At 71.8% G+C, this 18,321-nt stretch carries 17 protein-coding genes; 10 read left to right on the top strand and 7 right to left on the bottom strand.

The genetic code is table 11. The features are described from left to right. The first annotated feature begins 47 nt into the window (after positions 1-47). From hemL to ACZ60X_RS32460, 8 genes are all read left to right on the top strand, one after another. Positions 48-1,364, top strand: a complete 1,317-nt coding sequence (hemL, locus tag ACZ60X_RS32495; protein ID WP_469606387.1) for a glutamate-1-semialdehyde 2,1-aminomutase — start codon at positions 48-50, stop codon at positions 1,362-1,364. A 44-nt stretch (positions 1,365-1,408) separates the two neighbouring features. Further along, a complete protein-coding gene (locus ACZ60X_RS32490; protein WP_469606385.1) occupies positions 1,409-2,068 on the top strand; it encodes a histidine phosphatase family protein in 660 nt (219 codons plus the stop codon). Positions 2,069-2,225: 157 nt separating this feature from the next. Then, a complete protein-coding gene (locus tag ACZ60X_RS32485) occupies positions 2,226-3,485 on the top strand; it encodes a polysaccharide deacetylase family protein (RefSeq protein WP_469606168.1) in 1,260 nt (419 codons plus the stop codon). A 128-nt stretch (positions 3,486-3,613) separates the two neighbouring features. Next, positions 3,614-4,204 (top strand): TlpA family protein disulfide reductase, encoded by a 591-nt coding sequence (locus ACZ60X_RS32480; protein ID WP_469606165.1) that lies wholly within the window; start codon positions 3,614-3,616, stop codon positions 4,202-4,204. A gap of 1 nt (position 4,205) precedes the next feature. After that, positions 4,206-4,976, top strand: coding sequence for a cytochrome c biogenesis CcdA family protein (locus ACZ60X_RS32475; RefSeq protein ID WP_469606162.1), 771 nt, complete (start codon positions 4,206-4,208; stop codon positions 4,974-4,976). A 3-nt stretch (positions 4,977-4,979) separates the two neighbouring features. After that, positions 4,980-6,677 (top strand): cytochrome c biogenesis protein ResB, encoded by a 1,698-nt coding sequence (gene resB / locus ACZ60X_RS32470; RefSeq protein WP_469606159.1) that lies wholly within the window; start codon positions 4,980-4,982, stop codon positions 6,675-6,677. A 3-nt stretch (positions 6,678-6,680) separates the two neighbouring features. After that, positions 6,681-7,781, top strand: a complete 1,101-nt coding sequence (ccsB, locus tag ACZ60X_RS32465; protein WP_469606156.1) for a c-type cytochrome biogenesis protein CcsB — start codon at positions 6,681-6,683, stop codon at positions 7,779-7,781. A gap of 25 nt (positions 7,782-7,806) precedes the next feature. After that, positions 7,807-8,208 (top strand): SRPBCC family protein, encoded by a 402-nt coding sequence (locus ACZ60X_RS32460; protein ID WP_469606154.1) that lies wholly within the window; start codon positions 7,807-7,809, stop codon positions 8,206-8,208. Between the two features lie 10 nt (positions 8,209-8,218). On the opposite strand, the gene ACZ60X_RS32455 is transcribed toward ACZ60X_RS32460, so the two are convergent. From ACZ60X_RS32455 to ACZ60X_RS32440, 4 genes are all read right to left on the bottom strand, one after another. Beyond that, positions 8,219-9,775 carry a hypothetical protein gene (locus tag ACZ60X_RS32455; RefSeq protein ID WP_469606150.1) on the bottom strand — a complete coding sequence of 519 codons (1,557 nt, stop codon included), beginning with the start codon at positions 9,773-9,775 and terminating at the stop codon, positions 8,219-8,221. Next, positions 9,775-11,877, bottom strand: coding sequence for a hypothetical protein (locus tag ACZ60X_RS32450; protein ID WP_469606147.1), 2,103 nt, complete (start codon positions 11,875-11,877; stop codon positions 9,775-9,777). Before ACZ60X_RS32450 ends, ACZ60X_RS32455 begins: the two co-directional genes overlap by 1 nt. Before the next feature lie 112 nt (positions 11,878-11,989). Then, positions 11,990-13,402 carry a condensation domain-containing protein gene (locus tag ACZ60X_RS32445; RefSeq protein WP_469606145.1) on the bottom strand — a complete coding sequence of 471 codons (1,413 nt, stop codon included), beginning with the start codon at positions 13,400-13,402 and terminating at the stop codon, positions 11,990-11,992. Positions 13,403-13,574: 172 nt separating this feature from the next. After that, positions 13,575-14,177 (bottom strand): TetR/AcrR family transcriptional regulator, encoded by a 603-nt coding sequence (locus ACZ60X_RS32440; protein ID WP_469606143.1) that lies wholly within the window; start codon positions 14,175-14,177, stop codon positions 13,575-13,577. An 83-nt stretch (positions 14,178-14,260) separates the two neighbouring features. Between ACZ60X_RS32440 and ACZ60X_RS32435 the strand changes: the two genes are divergently transcribed. Together ACZ60X_RS32435 and ACZ60X_RS32430 are read left to right on the top strand one after the other, a co-directional pair. After that, positions 14,261-14,857 (top strand): LppU/SCO3897 family protein, encoded by a 597-nt coding sequence (locus tag ACZ60X_RS32435; RefSeq protein ID WP_469606139.1) that lies wholly within the window; start codon positions 14,261-14,263, stop codon positions 14,855-14,857. A 42-nt stretch (positions 14,858-14,899) separates the two neighbouring features. After that, the gene (locus ACZ60X_RS32430) at positions 14,900-16,792 is read left to right on the top strand and encodes a serine/threonine-protein kinase (RefSeq protein WP_469606137.1); all 1,893 of its coding nucleotides are present in this window, start codon (positions 14,900-14,902) and stop codon (positions 16,790-16,792) included. Between the two features lie 29 nt (positions 16,793-16,821). Here ACZ60X_RS32430 and ACZ60X_RS32425 read toward each other — a convergent pair whose 3' ends face one another. The 3 genes from ACZ60X_RS32425 to ACZ60X_RS32415 all read right to left on the bottom strand — a co-directional run bounded on the left by ACZ60X_RS32425 (position 16,822) and on the right by ACZ60X_RS32415 (position 18,254). Further along, the gene (locus ACZ60X_RS32425; RefSeq protein WP_469606134.1) at positions 16,822-17,175 is read right to left on the bottom strand and encodes a hypothetical protein; all 354 of its coding nucleotides are present in this window, start codon (positions 17,173-17,175) and stop codon (positions 16,822-16,824) included. Continuing rightward, the gene (locus ACZ60X_RS32420; RefSeq protein WP_469606131.1) at positions 17,172-17,855 is read right to left on the bottom strand and encodes a DUF6232 family protein; all 684 of its coding nucleotides are present in this window, start codon (positions 17,853-17,855) and stop codon (positions 17,172-17,174) included. The genes ACZ60X_RS32425 and ACZ60X_RS32420 overlap by 4 nt, the downstream gene beginning before the upstream one ends. 96 nt (positions 17,856-17,951) lie before the next feature. Beyond that, positions 17,952-18,254: a PLDc N-terminal domain-containing protein gene (locus ACZ60X_RS32415; RefSeq protein ID WP_469606129.1), complete on the bottom strand. Its 303-nt coding sequence runs from the start codon at positions 18,252-18,254 to the stop codon at positions 17,952-17,954. Positions 18,255-18,321: the final 67 nt, after the last annotated feature.

Here is an 18,321-nt window from a genome sequence, read left to right as displayed (position 1 = left end):
CGTCACCGGAGTCCGAGAAGCCGGAGAAGCCGCACGTCATGAGTGCCCTGAGCGAAACGCCCTATCCCTACGACGCACCCGCCTCCCAGGCGCTCTTCGACCGCGCCTGCGCCGTCACGCCCGGCGGTGTGAACTCGCCGGTGCGTGCCTTCCGCGCCGTCGGCGGCACGCCCCGCTTCATGGTGTCCGGCCGGGGGCCGTACCTGACCGACGCCGACGGGCGGGAGTACGTCGACCTCGTGTGCTCCTGGGGGCCCATGATCCTCGGGCACGCGCACCCCGAGGTCATCGCCGCCGTCCAGGAGGCCGTCGCGCGCGGTACGTCCTTCGGCACGCCCGGTGAGGGCGAGGTCGCGCTCGCCGAGGAGATCGTCGCCCGGGTCGAGCCCGTGGAGCAGGTGCGGCTCGTCAGCAGCGGCACCGAGGCGACCATGTCCGCCATCCGGCTCGCGCGCGGGTTCACCCGGCGGTCCAAGGTGATCAAGTTCGCCGGCTGCTACCACGGGCACGTCGACTCGCTGCTCGCCGCGGCCGGCAGCGGCGTCGCCACGTTCGCGCTGCCCGACACGCCCGGCGTGACCGGCGCCCAGGCCGGCGACACGATCGTGCTGCCGTACAACGACCTGGAGGCCGTGCAGGAGGCGTTCCACCGGCACCCCGGCGAGATCGCCTGCGTCATCACGGAGGCGTCGCCCGGGAACATGGGCGTCGTGCCGCCGGACCCCGGGTTCAACCAGGGGCTCAAGGACGCCTGCCGGAAGAACGGCGCCCTGTTCATCTCGGACGAGGTCATGACCGGCTTCCGTACCAGCCGTGCCGGGTGGTACGGGGTGGAGGGGGTCAGGCCCGACCTCATGACCTTCGGGAAGGTCATGGGCGGCGGCTTCCCCGCCGCCGCCTTCGGGGGGCGGGCCGACGTCATGGCTCACCTCGCGCCAGCCGGCCCCGTGTACCAGGCCGGGACGCTGTCGGGGAACCCCGTCGCCACCGCCGCCGGGCTCGCCCAGCTGCGGCTGCTCGACGACGCCGCGTACGACAAGGTCGACGCCGTCTCCGCGCAGGTCCAGGCGCTGGTCAGCGAGGCGCTGACCAAGGAGGGTGTCGCGCACCGGGTGCAGAGCGCCTCCAACATGTTCTCCGTCTTCTTCACCGACCGGCGGGTGCGGACGTACGAGGACGCCAAGCGGCAGGAGTCCTTCCGCTTCACCGCGTTCTTCCACTCCCTCCTCGCGAACGGCGTCTACCTGCCGCCGTCGTCCTTCGAGTCCTGGTTCGTCTCCACGGCCCACGACGAGCGGGCCGTCCAGAAGATCGCCGACGCCCTCCCGGCGGCGGCCCGAGCGGCTGCGGAGGCCACCGCGTGAGCACCCCCGTCAACGGCGGCAAGGACGTCACCGTCGTCCACGTGATGCGGCACGGCGAGGTCGAGAACCCGACCGGCGTCCTCTACGGTCGGCTGCCCGGCTACCACCTGTCCGAGCTGGGGCGGCGGATGGCCGACCGGGTCGCCGAGCACCTCGCGCCCCGCGACATCACCTATGTCTGCGCCTCGCCGCTGGAGCGGGCGCAGGAGACGGCCACCCCGATCGCCAAGGCGCACGGCGTCGACCTGGACACCGACGAGCGGCTCATCGAGGCCGAGAACGTCTTCCAGGGCAAGACCTTCGGCGTCGGGGACGGCGCGCTGCAGCGGCCCGGGAACTGGAAGCACCTCGTCAACCCGTTCCGCCCGTCCTGGGGCGAGCCGTACGTCGACCAGGTCGTGCGGATGACGGGCGCGCTGAACGCGGCGAAGGACAAGGCGCGCGGGCACGAGGCGGTGCTGGTCAGCCATCAGCTGCCGATCTGGATCGTCCGGTCCTATGTGGAGCGGCGCCGGCTGTGGCACGATCCGCGCAAGCGGCAGTGCACCCTCGCCTCCCTGACGTCGTTCACCTACCTCGGCGACAAGATCGTGTCGGTCGGCTACAGCGAGCCCGCCATCGATCTCGTACCGGCCCATCTGCGAGCCGGTGCCAAGCCGCAGTCGGGCAGGAACGCCGCTCAGGGCAAGGCCTTCGGGGCCTGACGGGCGACGAACACCGTTCGCTGACGGCCCGTTTGATTGCTCTTAGATCGTTATTGCCGTAACTATTGCGAAAAACATAAGAATTATCGGAACCTCCCCGATCGCTGTGCCCTCTCTGTGAGTGACCCACAAAGGCGCGACGAATCGGGGATCTTCCATGCGCACCGTCTCCCGCACCCTCTCCCGCAGGGGAATACTCGGCCTCGGCGCGGGCGCGGCCGCGGCCGCGACCCTCGCCGGCTGCGGGAGTCAGAAGTCGTCCGACGGGGCCGCCGGCTCGGGCAGTGGAAACTCCGGGCAGGGCGGCGACGCGGGCAGCGCCCCCCAGGGCAAGCTCATAGGCGACGGCTCCACCTCCTTCACCGGCAAGCAGCCGCACCAGCCGGACGCGCCCCGGCCGCTGGAGGCCGGCGAGACCCCGCCGCAGTTCGTCGTCTTCTCCTGGGACGGCGCCGGCGAGGTCGGCAACGGCCTCTTCCCGCGCTTCCTGGACCTCGCCAAGGAGCACGGCGCGAGCATGACCTTCTTCCTCTCGGGGCTGTACCTGCTGCCCGAGTCGAAGAAGCGGATGTACCTGCCGCCGAACAACAAGCCCGGCGCCTCCGACATCGGCTACCTCAACGACGAGCACATCAAGGCCACGCTGACCAACGTCCGCCGCGCCTGGCTCGAAGGCCACGAGATCGGCACCCACTTCAACGGGCACTTCTGCGGTGACGCCCACACCTCGGTCAAGTGGTGGACGCCCGAGCAGTGGCACAGCGAGATCAAGCAGGCCAAGTCCTTCGTGAAGAACTGGAAGACCAACACCGGCTTCACCGACATGCCGGCCCTGCCGTTCGACTACGACAAGGAACTGGTCGGCGGCCGTACGCCCTGCCTGCTGAACCAGGAGAACCTGCTGCCCACCGCCCGCGAGCTGGGCTGGCGCTACGACGCCTCCTCGTCCGGTGGTCTGCAGATGTGGCCGACGAAGAAGCACGGGCTGTGGGACTTCCCGCTCCAGTCGATCCCCTTCCCCGGCAAGAAGTTCCAGGTCCTCTCGATGGACTACAACATCATGTTCAACCAGTCGCAGTACTCGACCAAGGCGCCGGCCTACAACTACCCGGCCTGGCGGGAGCAGGCGGCCGGTGCGTACATCGCCGGCTTCAGGCGGGCCTACTTCAGCAACCGGGCGCCGTTCTTCATCGGCAACCACATGGAGCACTGGAACGGCGGCATCTACATGGACGCCGTCGAGCAGGCCTTCAAGCACATCGCGCAGGCGAAGGAGAAGGGCGCCGACGTCCGGCTGGTCTCCTTCCGGCAGTTCGCCGACTGGATCGACGTGCAGAAGCCCGAGGTGCTCGCCAAGCTGCGCACGCTGGCTCCCGGGCAGGCGCCCGCGGGCGGCTGGAAGACGTTCCTCGCCTAGTGCCGCCCGGGGTCGCGGGGACCGCTCCCTTGCCGGAAATGTCCCGTGTAAATACGCCCTGAAATGCGGTTTTCCGCCCGGCAGGGGGGCGCGCGAGATCCCCGGAACCGACATGCGAAACTTTTCACATGAGTACCCGTAGCCGCGCCGCCCTGCTCAGCGCCGTGGCCGCTGTCGCGGCCCTGACCCTGTCCGCGTGCGGCAAGGGCGGCACCTCCGGCGGCGGTGGCAACACCAACTTCGTCACCGGCAACAGCGGCATCGACACCGCCCCGGCGGGCAAGCGCGCCGCGGCCCCGGACCTGTCCGGCGAGACCATCGACGGCAAGACCCTGAACGTCGCCGACTACAAGGGCCAGGTGGTCGTCGTCAACGTCTGGGGCTCGTGGTGCAGCCCGTGCCGTGAAGAGGCGCAGTACTTCGCGAAGGTCTCCAGGCAGTACGAGGGCAAGGGCGTGCAGTTCGTCGGGATCAACACCCGCGACACCAGCACCACGCCCGCGGTGAACTTCGAGAAGGAGCACGGGATCACCTACCCGAGCCTGTACGACCCGACGGGCAAGCTCATGCTCCGCTTCCAGAAGGGCACCCTCAACCCGCAGCTGATCCCCTCGACGCTCATCATCGACAGGCACGGCAAGGTCGCCGCCCGCGCCCTGGAGGCGCTCGACGACACCGCCCTGCTGAAGATGCTCAAGCCCGTCCTGGCGGAGAAGTGACGTGAGCGCGCTCGTGACGCTCGCGGCGACGGGCCAGAACCAGACCGTGCTCAACGGCGCGCTGCTGATCGCCCTGCCGGTCGCCCTGCTCGGCGGGCTCGTCTCCTTCTTCTCGCCCTGCGTCCTGCCGCTGGTGCCCGGCTACCTCTCCTACGTCACGGGCGTCGCCGGCACCGACCTGGCGGAGGCCCGGCGGGGGCGGATGACGACCGGAGCGGCGCTGTTCGTCCTCGGCTTCACCGCCGTCTTCGTCTCCGGCGGCGCGCTCTTCGGCTTCTTCGGCTCCACCCTGCAGGAGTACAAGGACACGCTGTCCAAGGTGCTCGGCGTGCTGATGATCCTGCTGGGCGTGTTCTTCATGGGGCTGATGCCCTGGCTGACCCAGCGTGAGTTCCGCTTCCACAAGCGGCCGACCGCCGGCCTGATCGGAGCGCCCCTCCTCGGCGCCCTGTTCGGCATAGGCTGGACGCCCTGCATCGGCCCCACCCTCGCCTCCGTGATCGCCCTGTCCTCGCAGCAGGCGAGCGCCGGCCGGGGCGCGCTGCTGACCGTCGCCTACTGTCTCGGCCTCGGTGTTCCCTTCGTTCTCACCGCCGTCGCCTTCCGCAAGGCGCTCGGCGCGTTCGGCTGGGTCAAGCGCCACTATGTGTGGGTGATGCGCATCGGCGGCACGATGATGATCGCGACCGGTGTGCTGCTGCTGACCGGCGCCTGGGACAGCCTGGTGCAGCAGATGCAGACCTGGTCCAACGGCTTCACTGTGGGGATCTGATCGATGAGCGCAACGGAAACCGACAAGAGCCGGGACCAGGAGGAGTTGGGCGCCGCGGGCTCCCAGCTGTCCACCGCCCCGCGGGAGGAGACGTCCGCCCCGCCCGGCCTCGGCGTCATCGGCTGGGCCCGCTGGTTCTGGCGGCAGCTGACCTCCATGCGGGTCGCGCTGCTGCTGCTCCTGCTGCTCTCGCTCGCCGCGATCCCCGGCTCGCTGATCCCGCAGTCCGGCGCCGACCTCAACAAGGTCGACGACTTCCGCAAGGCCCACAAGACGCTCGCGCCGGTCTACGACAAGCTCGGCCTCTTCCACGTCTACAGCTCGGTGTGGTTCTCCGCGATCTACATCCTGCTGTTCGTCTCGCTCATCGGCTGCATCGTCCCGCGCGCCTGGCAGTTCGTCGGCCAGCTGCGCGGCCGGCCGCCGGGCGCGCCCAAGCGGCTGGACCGGCTGCCCGCCTACACCACCTGGCGCACCACCGAGGACCCCGAGAAGGTCCGGGAGGCCGCGCTCGCGCTGCTGCGGAAGAAGCGGTTCCGCGCCCATGTCGCCGGTGACGCCGTCGCCGCCGAGAAGGGCTATGTGCGCGAGCTGGGCAACCTGGCCTTCCACGTCGCCCTGATCGTGCTGCTGGTCGCCTTCGCCTGGGGCCAGATGTACAAGTCGGACGGCACCAAGCTGGTCGTCGAGGGCGACGGGTTCTCCAACTCGATCCTGCAGTACGACGACTTCAAGTCCGGCAGCATGTTCCGCAACGACGACCTGGTGCCGTTCAGCTTCGACCTGCAGAAGTTCACGGGCACGTACGAGGTCAGCGGCCCCAACCGGGGCACCCCGCGCACCTACCAGGCGAGGATCGACTACAGCCAGGGCGCGTACGGCAAGCAGCAGCAGAGCACCATCAAGGTCAACTCGCCGCTGCACATCGGGGACGCCAAGGTCTACCTGGTCAGCCACGGCTACGCGCCCGTCATCACCGTCCGCGACGGCAAGGGCAAGGTCGTCTACCACGACGCCGTGCCGCTGCTGCCGCTCGACGGCAACGTCACCTCCAACGGCGTGATCAAGGTGATGGACGGCTACAAGAACGCCCAGGGCGTCTCGGAGCAGCTCGGCTTCCAGGCCTTCTTCGTGCCGACCTTCGACCCGAAGAGCGGCACGATGCTCTCGCAGTTCCCGGCGCTGGTGAACCCGCTGCTCGCGGTGAACGCCTACCACGGCGACCTCGGCGTGGACTCGGGTATCCCGCAGAGCGTCTACCAGCTGGACAAGACGCACATGAAGGCGTTCAAGGACGGCAAGGGCCAGTTGCTGAAGAAGCTCCTGCAGCCGGGCGACACCATGTCGCTGCCGAACGGCGCGGGGTCCATCACCTTCGAGAAGGACATCAAGCAGTGGGCCGGCTTCGAGATCGTCCAGGAGCCGGGCAGCGGCTGGGCGCTCGGCGGTGCCGTCGCCGCGATCTTCGGTCTCGCCGCCTCGCTGTTCATCCAGCGCCGCCGGGTGTGGGTGCGCGCGGTGCGCGGCGCCGACGGCGTGACGGTCGTCGAGATGGCCGGGCTCGGCCGCAGCGAGTCCGCCAAGGTGCCCGAGGAGCTGGGTGACCTCGCCGGAACCCTCTACGACCAGGCGCCCGGGGCACCGGACCCCGGCGCCGACGACGACTCCACCGAAACTTCCGTCGTATCCGAAGGGGCGTAAGAAGTGACTCCCGCCGCCGCAACCGAGCTGGCCGCCGCCACCAACGAACATCTGGCGAGCATGAGCAACACGCTCATCTACTCGTCCATGGCCGTCTACACGCTGGCCTTCTTCGCCTACATCCTCGAATGGATCTTCGGAAGCCGCAGCAAGGTCGGCCGTACGGCCAACGCGCTCACCGAAGCCGGCGAGGCGAAGGCGAGCGCCCCCGCGGTCACCGTCAAGAAGGCCGGCGGCACCGCCGTACTGGAGCGGCCGAAGGTCGTCGTCCGCTCCGCCTCCGGCGCCCGGGACGTGCCCGACGGCCCCGGCGCGCACGGCGGTGACGTCCAGGGCGACCTGTACGGCCGGATCGCGGTGTCCCTGACGGTGCTCGCGTTCCTCGTGGAGCTGGGCGGTGTCGTCGCCCGCGCGGCCTCCGTGGAGCGTGCCCCGTGGGGCAACATGTACGAGTTCAACATCACCTTCTCCACGGTCGCGGTCGGTGTGTACCTGACCCTGCTGGCCCTGAAGAAGAACGTCCGCTGGCTCGGTCTGTTCCTGATCACCACGGTCCTGCTGGACCTCGGCCTCGCGGTCACCGTCCTCTACACGGCGAGCGACCAGCTGGTCCCGGCCCTGCACTCGTACTGGCTGTACATCCACGTCTCGACGGCCATCTTCTGCGGCGCGGTCTTCTACGTGGGCGCGGTCGCCACGATCCTGTACCTCTTCAAGGACTCCTACGAGAACAAGCTCCAGACGGGCGGCAAGCCCGGCGCCTTCGCGACCTCGGTCCTGGAGCGGCTGCCCGCCTCGTCGTCCCTCGACAAGTTCGCCTACCGCGTCAACGCGGCCGTCTTCCCGCTGTGGACGTTCACGATCATCGCGGGCGCGATCTGGGCGGGCGACGCCTGGGGCCGCTACTGGAACTGGGACCCGAAGGAGACCTGGTCCTTCATCACCTGGGTCGCCTACGCCTGCTACCTGCACGCGCGCGCGACGGCCGGCTGGAAGGGCCGCAAGGCCGCCTACCTGGCGATGATCGCCTTCGGCTGCTGGCTGTTCAACTACTACGGCGTCAACATCTTCGTCACGGGCAAGCACTCGTACGCGGGCGTGTAGCCGCCGGGTCGGTGACACTGGTGTCATGAGCGGTTCCATCGCACAGGGCACCAGCCAGACCCACGGGAACACGCACATACTCCACTTCCTGGTGCGGCTCCCGCAGCCCATGGAGGACGTCTGGCCGGCGGTGGCCACCCCGGAGGGGCTCTCCGGGTGGTGCACCGCCGTCGACGTGCTCCAGCCCCGGCTCGACGGCGCGGTCGTCCTGCGGGAGCTGGGCTCCGGCCGGGTCACCGCCTGGGACGTGGACCGGGTCGCCGAGTACACCCTGGAGGGCGGCGGGCGGCTGAGGTTCCATCTGGAGCGGGACGGCGACGCGGCCAGCGTGCTCCGCTTCACCCGGGAGTACCGGGGCGAGGGCGAGTCCGAGGCCGGATGGCGCACCCGATTCGAACGGCTGATCGAGCTGCTTGGATCGTGGTAGCCCGGTCGTCCTAGGCCGGCGGCAGGCACTCCTGCGACGGCGGCCTGCCCGCCGGCCAGGCGATCCTCACGAACTGCGCGCCGCCCTCGGGGGTCAGCTGCACGATCGGCACGGCCTTGTCGTACGGGTTGCCGTGCACGTCCAGGCAGATCCAGCCGCTCGCCCCGTTCACCCGCAGCGACTTCCCCTTGATCTGCGGCCACTGCAGGCCCACGTCCGCGAGGGCCGGGAGGGACTGGCCCGGCTGGACCGCCTCGCGGATGCCGTGCACCGCCAGCCGCAGCGCGTCGTAGCCGATGATCAGCTGGCCGTCGTCCAGGGCGACCGTGCCGATCGGGCCCACCGTCGAGCCCTTCGCGGCCGTCAGCAGGTTCTGCAGCGTGGCGAAGTCCGCCGCCGAGCCGCCCGTCGCCGGCGGGCTCTGCACCCAGGCGTCGGGATGGGCGAGCGAGGTGAACAGCACGGAGAGGTTGTGCCGCAGGGCGTCGCGGTTCAGGGCCTTCTCGTAGGTCAGGTACGACGCCTCGTCGCCGGTGAGCACGGTGAACTTCCGGTCCTGGCAGCCGCGCGCCCCGAGCGCGTTGATGAACTGCCGCAACTGCACGTGCCGGCCCGCGAACAGGATCGTGTCGGTGCCCGGATCGGTGTCGCACACCAGGTCCGTGATCTGCCGGAAGGTGTTCGGGGTCGTCCCCTCCTGGCTGCGGTCGGCGGGCGGGGTGAACGGCTGCGGCTCGTACTTCGGGTTCGTCATCAGCGACGCGAACGACTTCTGCAGCGTGATCGTGTACGGGTCGCCCGGCTTGTCGTACACCAGCAGCGCCCTGCCCTGCTTCACCTTGGCGAAGTTGGTGAGGGCCCTGGCCTCGTCGGTGTTGGTCGGCGCCACCCGGGCGAGGCCGGGGTAGGGGTCGGGGTTCTTGCCGGGCCGGCCGTTGGCGAGGTCGTCGGCGGTGATGGAGGAGCCGACCACGGGGATGCCCAGCTTGGCCAGCGCCGCGACGGCCGCCGTGTTGTTCGGGGTGCTCTGCCCTATGCCGGCCACCGCCCGCAGCGCGTCCGCGCTCGTCGTCATCCGCCGGAGCCGGTCCACCGTCCGCGGCCAGTACGCCCCGGTGGCGCCGGGGTTGGCGAGCACCAGCCGGATCGGCGGGGTCTGGCCGTTGGAGTCGTGGTTGGCCTGGTACTGCGCCAGGTAGGCGCCCTGGAGCTGGTGCTGGATGTCGTTGAGCATCGTCGCGGAGGTGGCGGTGAACGGCAGCATCAGCGCGACCGTCACGTAATGCCCGGGCTTCAGCTGCGAGTTCTCCCGCGCGATGGCCCGCACGGCGTCCGTCAGCCGGTCCTGCCCGAAGTCGTACGCCGTCGGCCCCGTCGCCACGCCCACGCACTCGTCGCTGCCCTGCGGCCGGGACACCCCGGGCGCGCAGCCGCGGTCGTCGTGGACGAGGACCCGGACCACGAGCACCAGGCCCGCGGTCAGGGCCGCCGCCAGCAGCAGGGCCACGTAGCGGCGCAGCGGGATCGCCCACACGCCCTCCCGCAACCAGGTCCCCACGCGCGCCATCACGCCTCCCCGCTCCGGTCGTCCGGGCCGTCGTCGCTGTCCCCGGGGTCCTCGGGGCCGGTCATCGGCCGCCCGGCGAGCGCCGCCGCCGGCCAGTCGCGCGAGGCGCGCCACAGCAGGGCGTTGCCCGCCGGCTGCAGGTTCGACAGCTGCTCCAACTCGAAGCCGAGCCGGGCGCACACCTGCCGGTCGGGCAGCGCCAGGGGGTCTGCCAGCTGCCACACCGCGTGCAGCAGGCGCCGCACCAGCCGGTGCAGTACGGGGTCCGCGCCCTCCGGCACGGGATGCGCGGCGTCCGTGTGGCCGAGCGCGACGGCGGCCCGTTCGTCGGCCCGGCCGGTGAAGTCGCGGCCCTCGGCGTCGTGCGCGTGGAAGTACGGCGCGGACGCGATGAACAGCAGGGTGCGCAGCCAGGTCCGGGTCTGCGCCGTGGCGAAGGTGTCCCGCAGATGGGCGACGGCCGCGTCGGTGCGGCCGAGGGCCAGTTCGTGGTGCAGCCGGTACCGGGCGTCCTCCGGCGCGGCGTAGTACGCGACGAGCTGCTCGTGCGCGGTGCGCCAGGACGTGTGGTCGTCCTCCCACAGATGCAGCCGGAGCAGCAGCAGGGTGCGCACGAACGGGTCCCCGACGAACCGGCCCGGCACCGCGGGCAGCCCCTCCTCGGCGAGCAGCGCCTGGAGTTCCCGTACGCTCGCCGGCCCGAAGGTGGCCGGCAGCAGCTGAGCGGCCAGCGCGCAGGCCGAGCCGTGGTCGTGCGCGGCGGCCAGCACGGTCAGCTCCTCCAGGTGCGCCTCGGGCACCAGCTCGTCCAGCAGCGCCCGGTAGGTGGGCCGGCCGGGCAGGTCCTCGGCCGGCCGGACGTCCGCCGTGAGCAGCCGGCCCAGCGAGGAGACCCGCGGCAGGTTCTGTGCGGCAGACGCGGCGAGCAGCTCGACACCGAGCGGGTTCCCGCCGGTCAGCCGGTGGATGGCGTGCGGCAGCCCGGCGGGTACGACGCCGTCGCCGCGGACCGCGCCGACGAGGTGCAGGGTGTCGTCGGCGCTCAGCGGGGGCAGGGCCACCAGCAGCGCCCGGGAGGAGGGGGCCGCGCCCGGGGCCCAGCCGGAGCGCCGGGCCACCTCCGGCAGCCGCCTGCGCACCGCCGCCGGCAGGTCCTCGCGGGCCTCGCCGAGCCGGGCCGCCACGAACGCCACCTGGTCGCGGACGCCCTCGGCGCGGTCCCGCAGCACGGCCGCGACCAGCCCCGGGCCGGGCGCCGACTGCGCGTTGTCGAGCAGCACCAGCGGCCGGCCGAGCCGCTGCATCCGCGGCAGCACGCCCGCGTAGGCCTCGCTCAGGTCGGCCAGCAGCGCCCGCACCAGGTACCGCTCGGCGTGCTCGCGCGCGGGGCCGTTCTCCCGGAAGTGCCGGGAGAGCAGGATGAGCCCGCGCTGGGCGCTGTCGCCCGCGTTCGGATACGTCCGGTACCACTCCGAGGCCTTCTGGCGCCGCCGCCCCGAGAAGCCCTCCGAGACCGCCTCCAGGGTCGCCTCGATCGCGCCGGACACCAGCGGCCCGGTGCCGGTGGCGGCCGCGACGACCTTGGCCGCGACCTTCCCCGCCCAGCGCCCGGCGAACCCGCCCAACCGCGAGCCGCCCTCGTGGAGCAGCAGGATCCGCTCCACCTCCCGGCGGATCTGCTCCGAGTCGGCGTCGCCCCAGCCGCCGGCGGCCACCGCGACCAGGCCCGTCATCAGCCGGGGGAACGGGATCCGGCCGGCGCCCGTCACCGGTGCCGCGAGCTGCTCGGCGAGGACCAGCAGCGCCTGCGAGAGCGGCGACCAGGAGTCGGCGGGCCGGGCCGCCGGCGGCCCGGCGAACTGCTCCTCGGCGCAGTCGATCAGCGCGACCGGCGTGTGCCCCCGGTAGGCGTCCCGCAGCTCGGCGAGGACCGCGCTCTTGCCGAGTCCCCGGGCGCCGGTCAGCACGACGAAGGGCGGCTCGTCGGGATACTCCAGCCGGTCGGGGCGGTGGTGCCAGGGGCGCAGGCCGATGTGCCGCGGTGCGAGACCGGCGGGCTCGACGTCGAACAGCGCCCCGCGTCCGTACAACCGTCTGCCCACCCGATCGCCCCCCTCAACGATCGCCCCCTAACAGCAGTGTAAGAAGGGGCAGTTGCTCCGGGCCAGGGGTTGTGATGTCCGTTGGGTTACGAAAACGACACCGTGCGTCGCGTCACGACACGGCGGTCAGACTGCCGTGCGTGGCGACCGAGGCGATGCGGTCGCGCAGCCGCTCCACGTACAGCCGCAGGTTCTTCGCCGCGACGTCCGTGTCGGGGTACCGGCCGGCCAGCCACAGCCCCTCGTGCAGCCGGTTGACCCATACGCACACCTGGTCGCCGTACGACACCCGGATCAGCCCGTGCGCCCGCTGCTCGGCCCAGTGCTCGGCGCCCGGGACGGAGCGGGCGTCGCAGTACGAGACGATCGAGTACAGGTCCGGCGAGGTCGGCCGGAAGTCCGCGCCGAGCAGGCTCAGCACCCGGGCCAGCGGCATCCGGGACAGCGGCCGGCCGGCGCGCAGCTCGTCGCGGACCGTCCGCATCGCGTCCCGGAACTCCGTCGTCGCCCCGACGGGCACCTCGATCGGGGCGCCGCCGACGTACCAGCCGACCGAGTCGCTCCAGCGCGACTTCACCCGGGTGTGGAACGGCACCACCGTCCGGTACACCGGCTGCCCGCCCAGCTCGTGCACGATCAGCGCGGTCGCGGCCAGCAGCCCGACCTGGCTGCCGCCGTAGGGCCGGCAGTACGCCTCGAACGCCGCCGCCGCGGCCGCGTCCGCCAGCGGCTCGCACACCATGCGCTGGCGCGGCAGCGGCCCGCCCGGCTCCAGACCCAGGTCGACGGGGAAGCCGGGCAGCGTCCCCTCGCAGCGCCGGATGAAGGCGCGCCAGCGGTCGACGACCGCGTGCCGGGCGTCGATGCCGTCGGCGTCCGCCCGCTCGATCTGGCAGAAGTCGACGTAACTGGCCACGGCGGGGGCGCAGTCGCCGTCGTGCCGCGCGCCCGGCCCCGCCGCGTGCAGCTCCCGCACCTCGGCCGGGAGCCGCAGCAGGGAGTACGCGTCGACGTTGCTGTGGTCGAAGGCCATGTACACGCTGGCGCCGTCGTCCCGTACGACGGCCGTGTAGATGAGGTTGGGCCAGCGCAGCGCGTCCGCGACGGTGTCGAACCGGTCCTGGAGATGCCGTACCAGCGCGTCCGCGTCCGGGAAGTCACCGATGTCCTCCCGCCGCAGGGACACGTCGGCGGCGTCGAGCGTGAACCGCCGCAACTCGTCACCGGCCCAGCGGAAGCCGCTGCGCAGCGTCTCGTGCCGCACGGTCCAGGCGCGCAGCGCGTCCTGGAGGGCGTCGAGGTCCACCGGGCCCGGGATGTCGAAGGCGGTGCCGAGCCAGGTCGGCACGAACAGCCCGTCCTCCCGGACGCTCCTGGCGGTCCGGATGTGCGACTCCTGGATGTAGGCGGGTGGCCGGGTGTCGTCCGGGAGCGCCGCCGCGGCCGCGACGGTCGCCGGGCTCAGCGTCCACTCGACGAGCCGTCCCGGCCGGACCTCGCAGCGCTGGATGTCAGTGATTCGCACGCGTCTCCCATCACAGAAGAGGGCCCCTGATTGCGGGCCCCCTTCATGGCAATGCCGAGGACGGGCGCGGGGACATGCGTGATCGGTTCATTTCAGCGGAACGGGTGGTGGGGCGAACGCGGGATTGATTAACGCAGGGTGAGGCCGGGCGGTCCACTCGCCGGCCGCGCCGCTACGCGGAGTCCGTCCGCACGGCCTGCCAGATGCGCTCCGGCAGCAGCACCGCCGCCTGGTCGAGGTCCACGTCGTCCATCCCGGCCAGCCGGCGCCGCGCGAGCGCGGTCACCGGGCCCAGGATCAGCGCCTCCAGCAACGGCGCCGGAAGCGGAGCCAGCTCGCCGGCGTCGACGTACCGCTGGGCCCACTGGGCCAGCGGGGACAGCCGCGCCTCCTGGGCGTCCCGCAGGCGCTCGGCGTCGGCCATGGTCCGGCGGTCGGCGTAGGAGGAGTGCAGCAGGTGGGCCGCCGCCGGGTGCTCCTGCACGAAGTCCAGGTACGCCCCGATAAGCGCGCGGATGCCGGTGTGGGCCGTGCGGGTGCCCTCCAGGGCCTTGACCAGTTCGTCCAGCAGCCGTCCCAGCCAGCGCGTCACCAGGGCGTTGGTCAGCCCGTCGATGCTGCCGAAGTGGTGGTAGAGGCTGCCCGGGCTCACCCCGCTCGCCTTCGTGACGGCACCCACGGTCATGCCTTGGTCGCCCCCCTCGGCGTACACGCGCAGGGCGGCGTCCAGGACGGTCTCTACGGTCGCTTCACCGCGTTGTTGTTTCGGGCTCATACTGGAATGCTTTTCTAGAAACGTATTTTAGAACAGTGCTCTGGCGCACCACACGGGTGCCATCCTCACACCAGGAGCCGCCGATGTCGTCACCGCAGTCCCCCCAGCCTCCGCAGTCCCCCCAGCAGAAGCCGCGGCAGGGCGTGGCCTGTCTGGGCGTGCTCGGGGTCGCCGTCCTCGTCGTGATCCTTCTGGCGGTGGTCAACCACCTGGGCGGCGGGGGCGGTTCGTCGGACGGCGCCGGTGCGTCGCCGTCGGTCTCGTACTCGGGGACGTACGAGCCGTACGCCCCGACGAACGACCCCGCCACGCCGACCGGCGATCCGTACACGCCGACCGGTGACCCGTACACGCCGACCGGTGATCCGTACACGCCGACCGGTGACCCGTACAGCAGCCCGAGCCCCGAGCCCAGCCCGTACACCTCCGGCACCTGCCTCGACGGCACCCTGCCGGACTCCACCACCGCGCAGTCCGTCAGCGGTGTGGAGGAGGTCTCGTGCTCCGCGTCCGACGCGCACTACGAGGTCATCGAGACCGTCCCGCTGACCACGGACCTGAGCCGCTGCAACGACAACCCGCGCACCCAGTACGCCTTCTCGTACCGCTACACGATCAACGGCGCGACCGTCAACTCGTACGTCTACTGCCTGGTGGGCCTCGGGTCGTACGCGCGCTGACTGTAGGTTGCGGCAAGCCAACGGAGGTACAGGGGGAATGAGTTGAACGGGGAACAGGTCGGAGTCGAGCCGCTCGGGGACGACGACCCGCGGCGGATCGGGTCGATCCCGCTGGTCGGACGCCTCGGGTCCGGCGGGATGGGGCGGGTCTACCTCGGTGTGCACGAAGGGCGGTACGCCGCCGTCAAGCAGGTCCTGCCGTCGGTCGTCGGCGAGGACAAGGACTTCGTCCGCCGCTTCGGACACGAGCTGGACAACCTCGCCCGGCTGCCCGCCGGGGCCGCCACACCGCTGCTCGCCGGGGACCGGGACGCCGTGCCGCCGTGGTTCGCCACCGCGTACGTGCCCGGCCTGACCCTGCGCGAGGCGGTGGAGGCGCACGGCGGACCGCTGCCGGCCGAATCGCTGTGGCTGCTGCTGCACCGGGCCGCCGCCGGACTCGCCGAGGTGCACGCGCTGGGCATGGTGCACCGGGACGTCAAGCCGTCCAACGTCATGCTGACCCTCGACGGCGTCACCCTCATCGACTTCGGCGTCGCCCGCGCCGCCGAGCAGAGCCAGCTGACCCGGACCGGCATGGTGGTCGGCACCCCCGCCTACATGTCGCCCGAGCAGGCCGCCGGCGCCCGCCGGCCGACCGGCGCCGTGGACGTCTTCGCGCTCGGGTCCGTGGTGGCGTACGCGGGCTGCGGGCGCCCGCCGTTCGGCGACGAGTCCGGGCACGCGGTGCTGTACCGCATCGTGCACGAGCAGCCCGACCTGGATGAACTGCGCACGGTGGACCGGGAGTTGGCGTCCCTCGTCGCCTCCTGCCTGGACAAGGACCCCGAGGGTCGCCCGACCGCCGAGGAACTGGTCGAACTGACCACCGCCCGCCTCCCCGCCGGCACCGCCGCCCCGCTGTGGCCGCCGGCCGTCACCGACCACCTCGAACGCCGCTCCGGGTTCGCGGCCGATGTGCCGGAGGCGGGGGAGGGGGAGGGGTCCGCGGAAGCCGTCGAGACCCCTGGTCCGACCGCCGCGGCGACCGGTGCCGGAAGGGAGCCCGAGGTCGTCGTGGGCCCCGGTGCGGGGCGGCGGCCGGAACGGGAGCGGACGCGGCGGCGCAGGCGCGTCGTCCTGGCCGTCGTGCCGATCGTCGTCGGCGCCGGTGTGGCGACCCTGGCCTTCCAGCTCGCGCCGTACACCACCGACACCCGCCGCAGCGGCGCCGCCGGAACCCCGGGCGCCCCGGTCTCCGCGTCGGCCGACCCCGGCTCCGGCGCCTCCTCGGCGGCCCCCTCCGGGTCGCCGACGCCCAGCGGGACGGGCTCGTCCTCCCCGGCGGGCGCGAAGAAGACGGACGGCGGGAAGGACGCGGCGCCGGGCCGGAAGGGCGCGGCCGGCTCCGGGAGCGGAGGAGGCGGCGGGGGCGGCGGGAACGGCGGAGGCCCGGACCCGGGGCCGGGCTCCGGCGGCTCGGGGGGCTCCGGCACGTCCGGTGGCTCGGGCAGCTCGGGCGGCTCGAGTGGTTCGGGCGGCTCGAGTGGTTCGGGCGGCTCGTCCGGCGGCGGCGGTGGCGGCAGCGGCGGCTCCGGGTCGTTCCGGCTGAGGAACGGCGAGAACGACAAGTGCCTGATCCAGGTCTACGGCTCCGCGGGCCTCGGTTCGTGCGCGGACTCGACCGCCACCTGGACCTTCCGCAGCGCCGCCGGCGGCAGCGTCAAGGTCGTCAACGTCTCGACGGGTGCCTGTCTGAGCGCCAACATGAAGGGCCAGTCGGTCTTCGTCGAGGACTGCGGCACCGCCAACTCCGCGCTCCAGTGGCGCACGGGCGCCGGCAACTCCCTGAGCACGGTGTTCGACGGGGGCTGCCTGGCCCTCTCCTTCGGCGGCAACGTGGCCACGCAGACCTGCGAGTCCGGCGCTGCCGCCCAGAGCTGGGCCAGGAGCTGAGGCACCGCCGTCAGGACGGTCCGCCCCGCTCAGCCGCTGATCATGCCGACGATCGCGCGCACCGCCTCGGCCACCGGCTGGCCCACCGCGCCGACGGTGCTCGCGATCCCGGCGATGGCCATCAGCGCACCCCGGCGCTCTTGCGCGGGCACGGCGGCGTCGGGGCTGAGGGCGGGCAGGGTGTCGTCCAGCAGCTGCGCGTCGGCCGCCGGCACGCGGGCGCGCAACTCACCGACGAGCCGGTTCAGTTCGGTGAGGGCCGCGACCAGGGCCGGATCCTGCCGGTCGGTGCCGGGGGCCGCGTAGTTCTTGACGATGCCCGTGTTGCCCTGCCCGCCGTGCATGGTCACGTTGTCGCCGTAGTAGTGGTTGCCGCCGCTCATCCGCTGATCCCCACGTTTCCGCTGCCGCCGTACATGTTGACGTTGTCGCCGAAGTAGTAGTTCCTGGGCGAGACCTGGAGGCTCTCGACGGTCACCTTGAACTCGGCGTCCGGGTGGTCGATGGCGTACGAGATCTGGCCGACGATCTGGTCCAGGTACCGGTGGTCCTGGCTGGTCACCAGCGCGGTGGACGCGCCCGAGGTCTCGACCGCGAGGACGTGCTGGTCGGCGGCCAGCAGCACCCGGAACAGCTCGATGAGGAAGTAGATCTCGACGACGAGGGCCACGATCCACACGAAGGTGACATAACCGGCCGCGCCGGAGCTGCCCCCGCCCGACGCGATCACCCCGGGCAGCATCGCGAGGAACCCGGTGACCAGCATGCCCGCGCTGGAGAACAGGAACCTCAGCACGGCCGCCTTGCGCTTGGGGCGCATGACGAAGGTGTAGACGCGGGCGATGTTGTGCAGCGGGTAGACCGCCGCGCCGATCCACAGGATCCGCTGGCTGACCCGGAGTTCGAGCCGGGTGGGAGCCGGGTGCGGCGACGGCGCGGGCACGTCCGGCATGAACGGCGCCTGGGCCGGGGCGGCCGGGGGCGCGGTCGGCGCGGCGGGTGCGGTGAACGGCGTGGGCGGTGGTGTGGTCGGCGGGCCGGGTGGGTCCTGGGCCGGATGCATGATTCTGTGGTCCCCCAGAGGTCAGGCGATCGTTCGCGACTCGGTAACGACCATTAACCACAGGTCAGTTCGGGGATGGCAAGTCGTTTGGGCCGCTCACTCGGGCTGGGGGCCGCCCTGGGGCTTGTCCTTGCCCAGCGACCTGAGGAACTCGGGGTTGTCGTCGGGCGCGACCCAGCGGGCGGCGCCCCCTTCCGCTGCCGCCGCCGCGCCCTCCCGCGCCCTGCCGGTGATCAGCCACGCGACCGGACCCACCAGCACCTCGCCGAAGAGCAGGATGATGATCACCCACACCACCTTCGGCAGATGCCGCACCTCCTCCTCGGGAGTGTTCAGGCAGTCCACGAAGGCGTAGATCCACAGGGCCAGGACCAGCAGGAACGGCAGATACCTGAGCATGGCGTGCGATCCCCCGACGAGTGTGATGCGGGCCCGGTGACCGGGTCAGAGTAGCGGGTGACGGATA

This window comes from Streptomyces sp. NPDC104106, from assembly GCF_055584345.1.
The sequence above is the reverse complement of the archived record's forward strand: the minus strand, read 5'-3'. Positions and strand labels throughout refer to the sequence as shown.

Excerpts from the sequence above, each read along its gene's own strand:
- ACZ60X_RS32440 (WP_469606143.1), bottom strand. The coding sequence starts at position 14,177 with ATGAGCCCGAAACAACAACGCGGTGAAGCGACCGTAGAGACCGTCCTG.
- ACZ60X_RS32460 (WP_469606154.1), top strand. The coding sequence starts at position 7,807 with ATGAGCGGTTCCATCGCACAGGGCACCAGCCAGACCCACGGGAACACG.
- ACZ60X_RS32435 (WP_469606139.1), top strand. The coding sequence starts at position 14,261 with ATGTCGTCACCGCAGTCCCCCCAGCCTCCGCAGTCCCCCCAGCAGAAG.
- resB (WP_469606159.1), top strand. The coding sequence starts at position 4,980 with ATGAGCGCAACGGAAACCGACAAGAGCCGGGACCAGGAGGAGTTGGGC.
- ACZ60X_RS32490 (WP_469606385.1), top strand. The coding sequence starts at position 1,409 with ATGCGGCACGGCGAGGTCGAGAACCCGACCGGCGTCCTCTACGGTCGG.
- ACZ60X_RS32485 (WP_469606168.1), top strand. The coding sequence starts at position 2,226 with ATGCGCACCGTCTCCCGCACCCTCTCCCGCAGGGGAATACTCGGCCTC.
- ACZ60X_RS32415 (WP_469606129.1), bottom strand. The coding sequence starts at position 18,254 with ATGCTCAGGTATCTGCCGTTCCTGCTGGTCCTGGCCCTGTGGATCTAC.
- ACZ60X_RS32455 (WP_469606150.1), bottom strand. The coding sequence starts at position 9,775 with ATGGCGCGCGTGGGGACCTGGTTGCGGGAGGGCGTGTGGGCGATCCCG.
- ACZ60X_RS32420 (WP_469606131.1), bottom strand. The coding sequence starts at position 17,855 with ATGCATCCGGCCCAGGACCCACCCGGCCCGCCGACCACACCACCGCCC.
- ACZ60X_RS32480 (WP_469606165.1), top strand. The coding sequence starts at position 3,614 with ATGAGTACCCGTAGCCGCGCCGCCCTGCTCAGCGCCGTGGCCGCTGTC.
- ACZ60X_RS32425 (WP_469606134.1), bottom strand. The coding sequence starts at position 17,175 with ATGAGCGGCGGCAACCACTACTACGGCGACAACGTGACCATGCACGGC.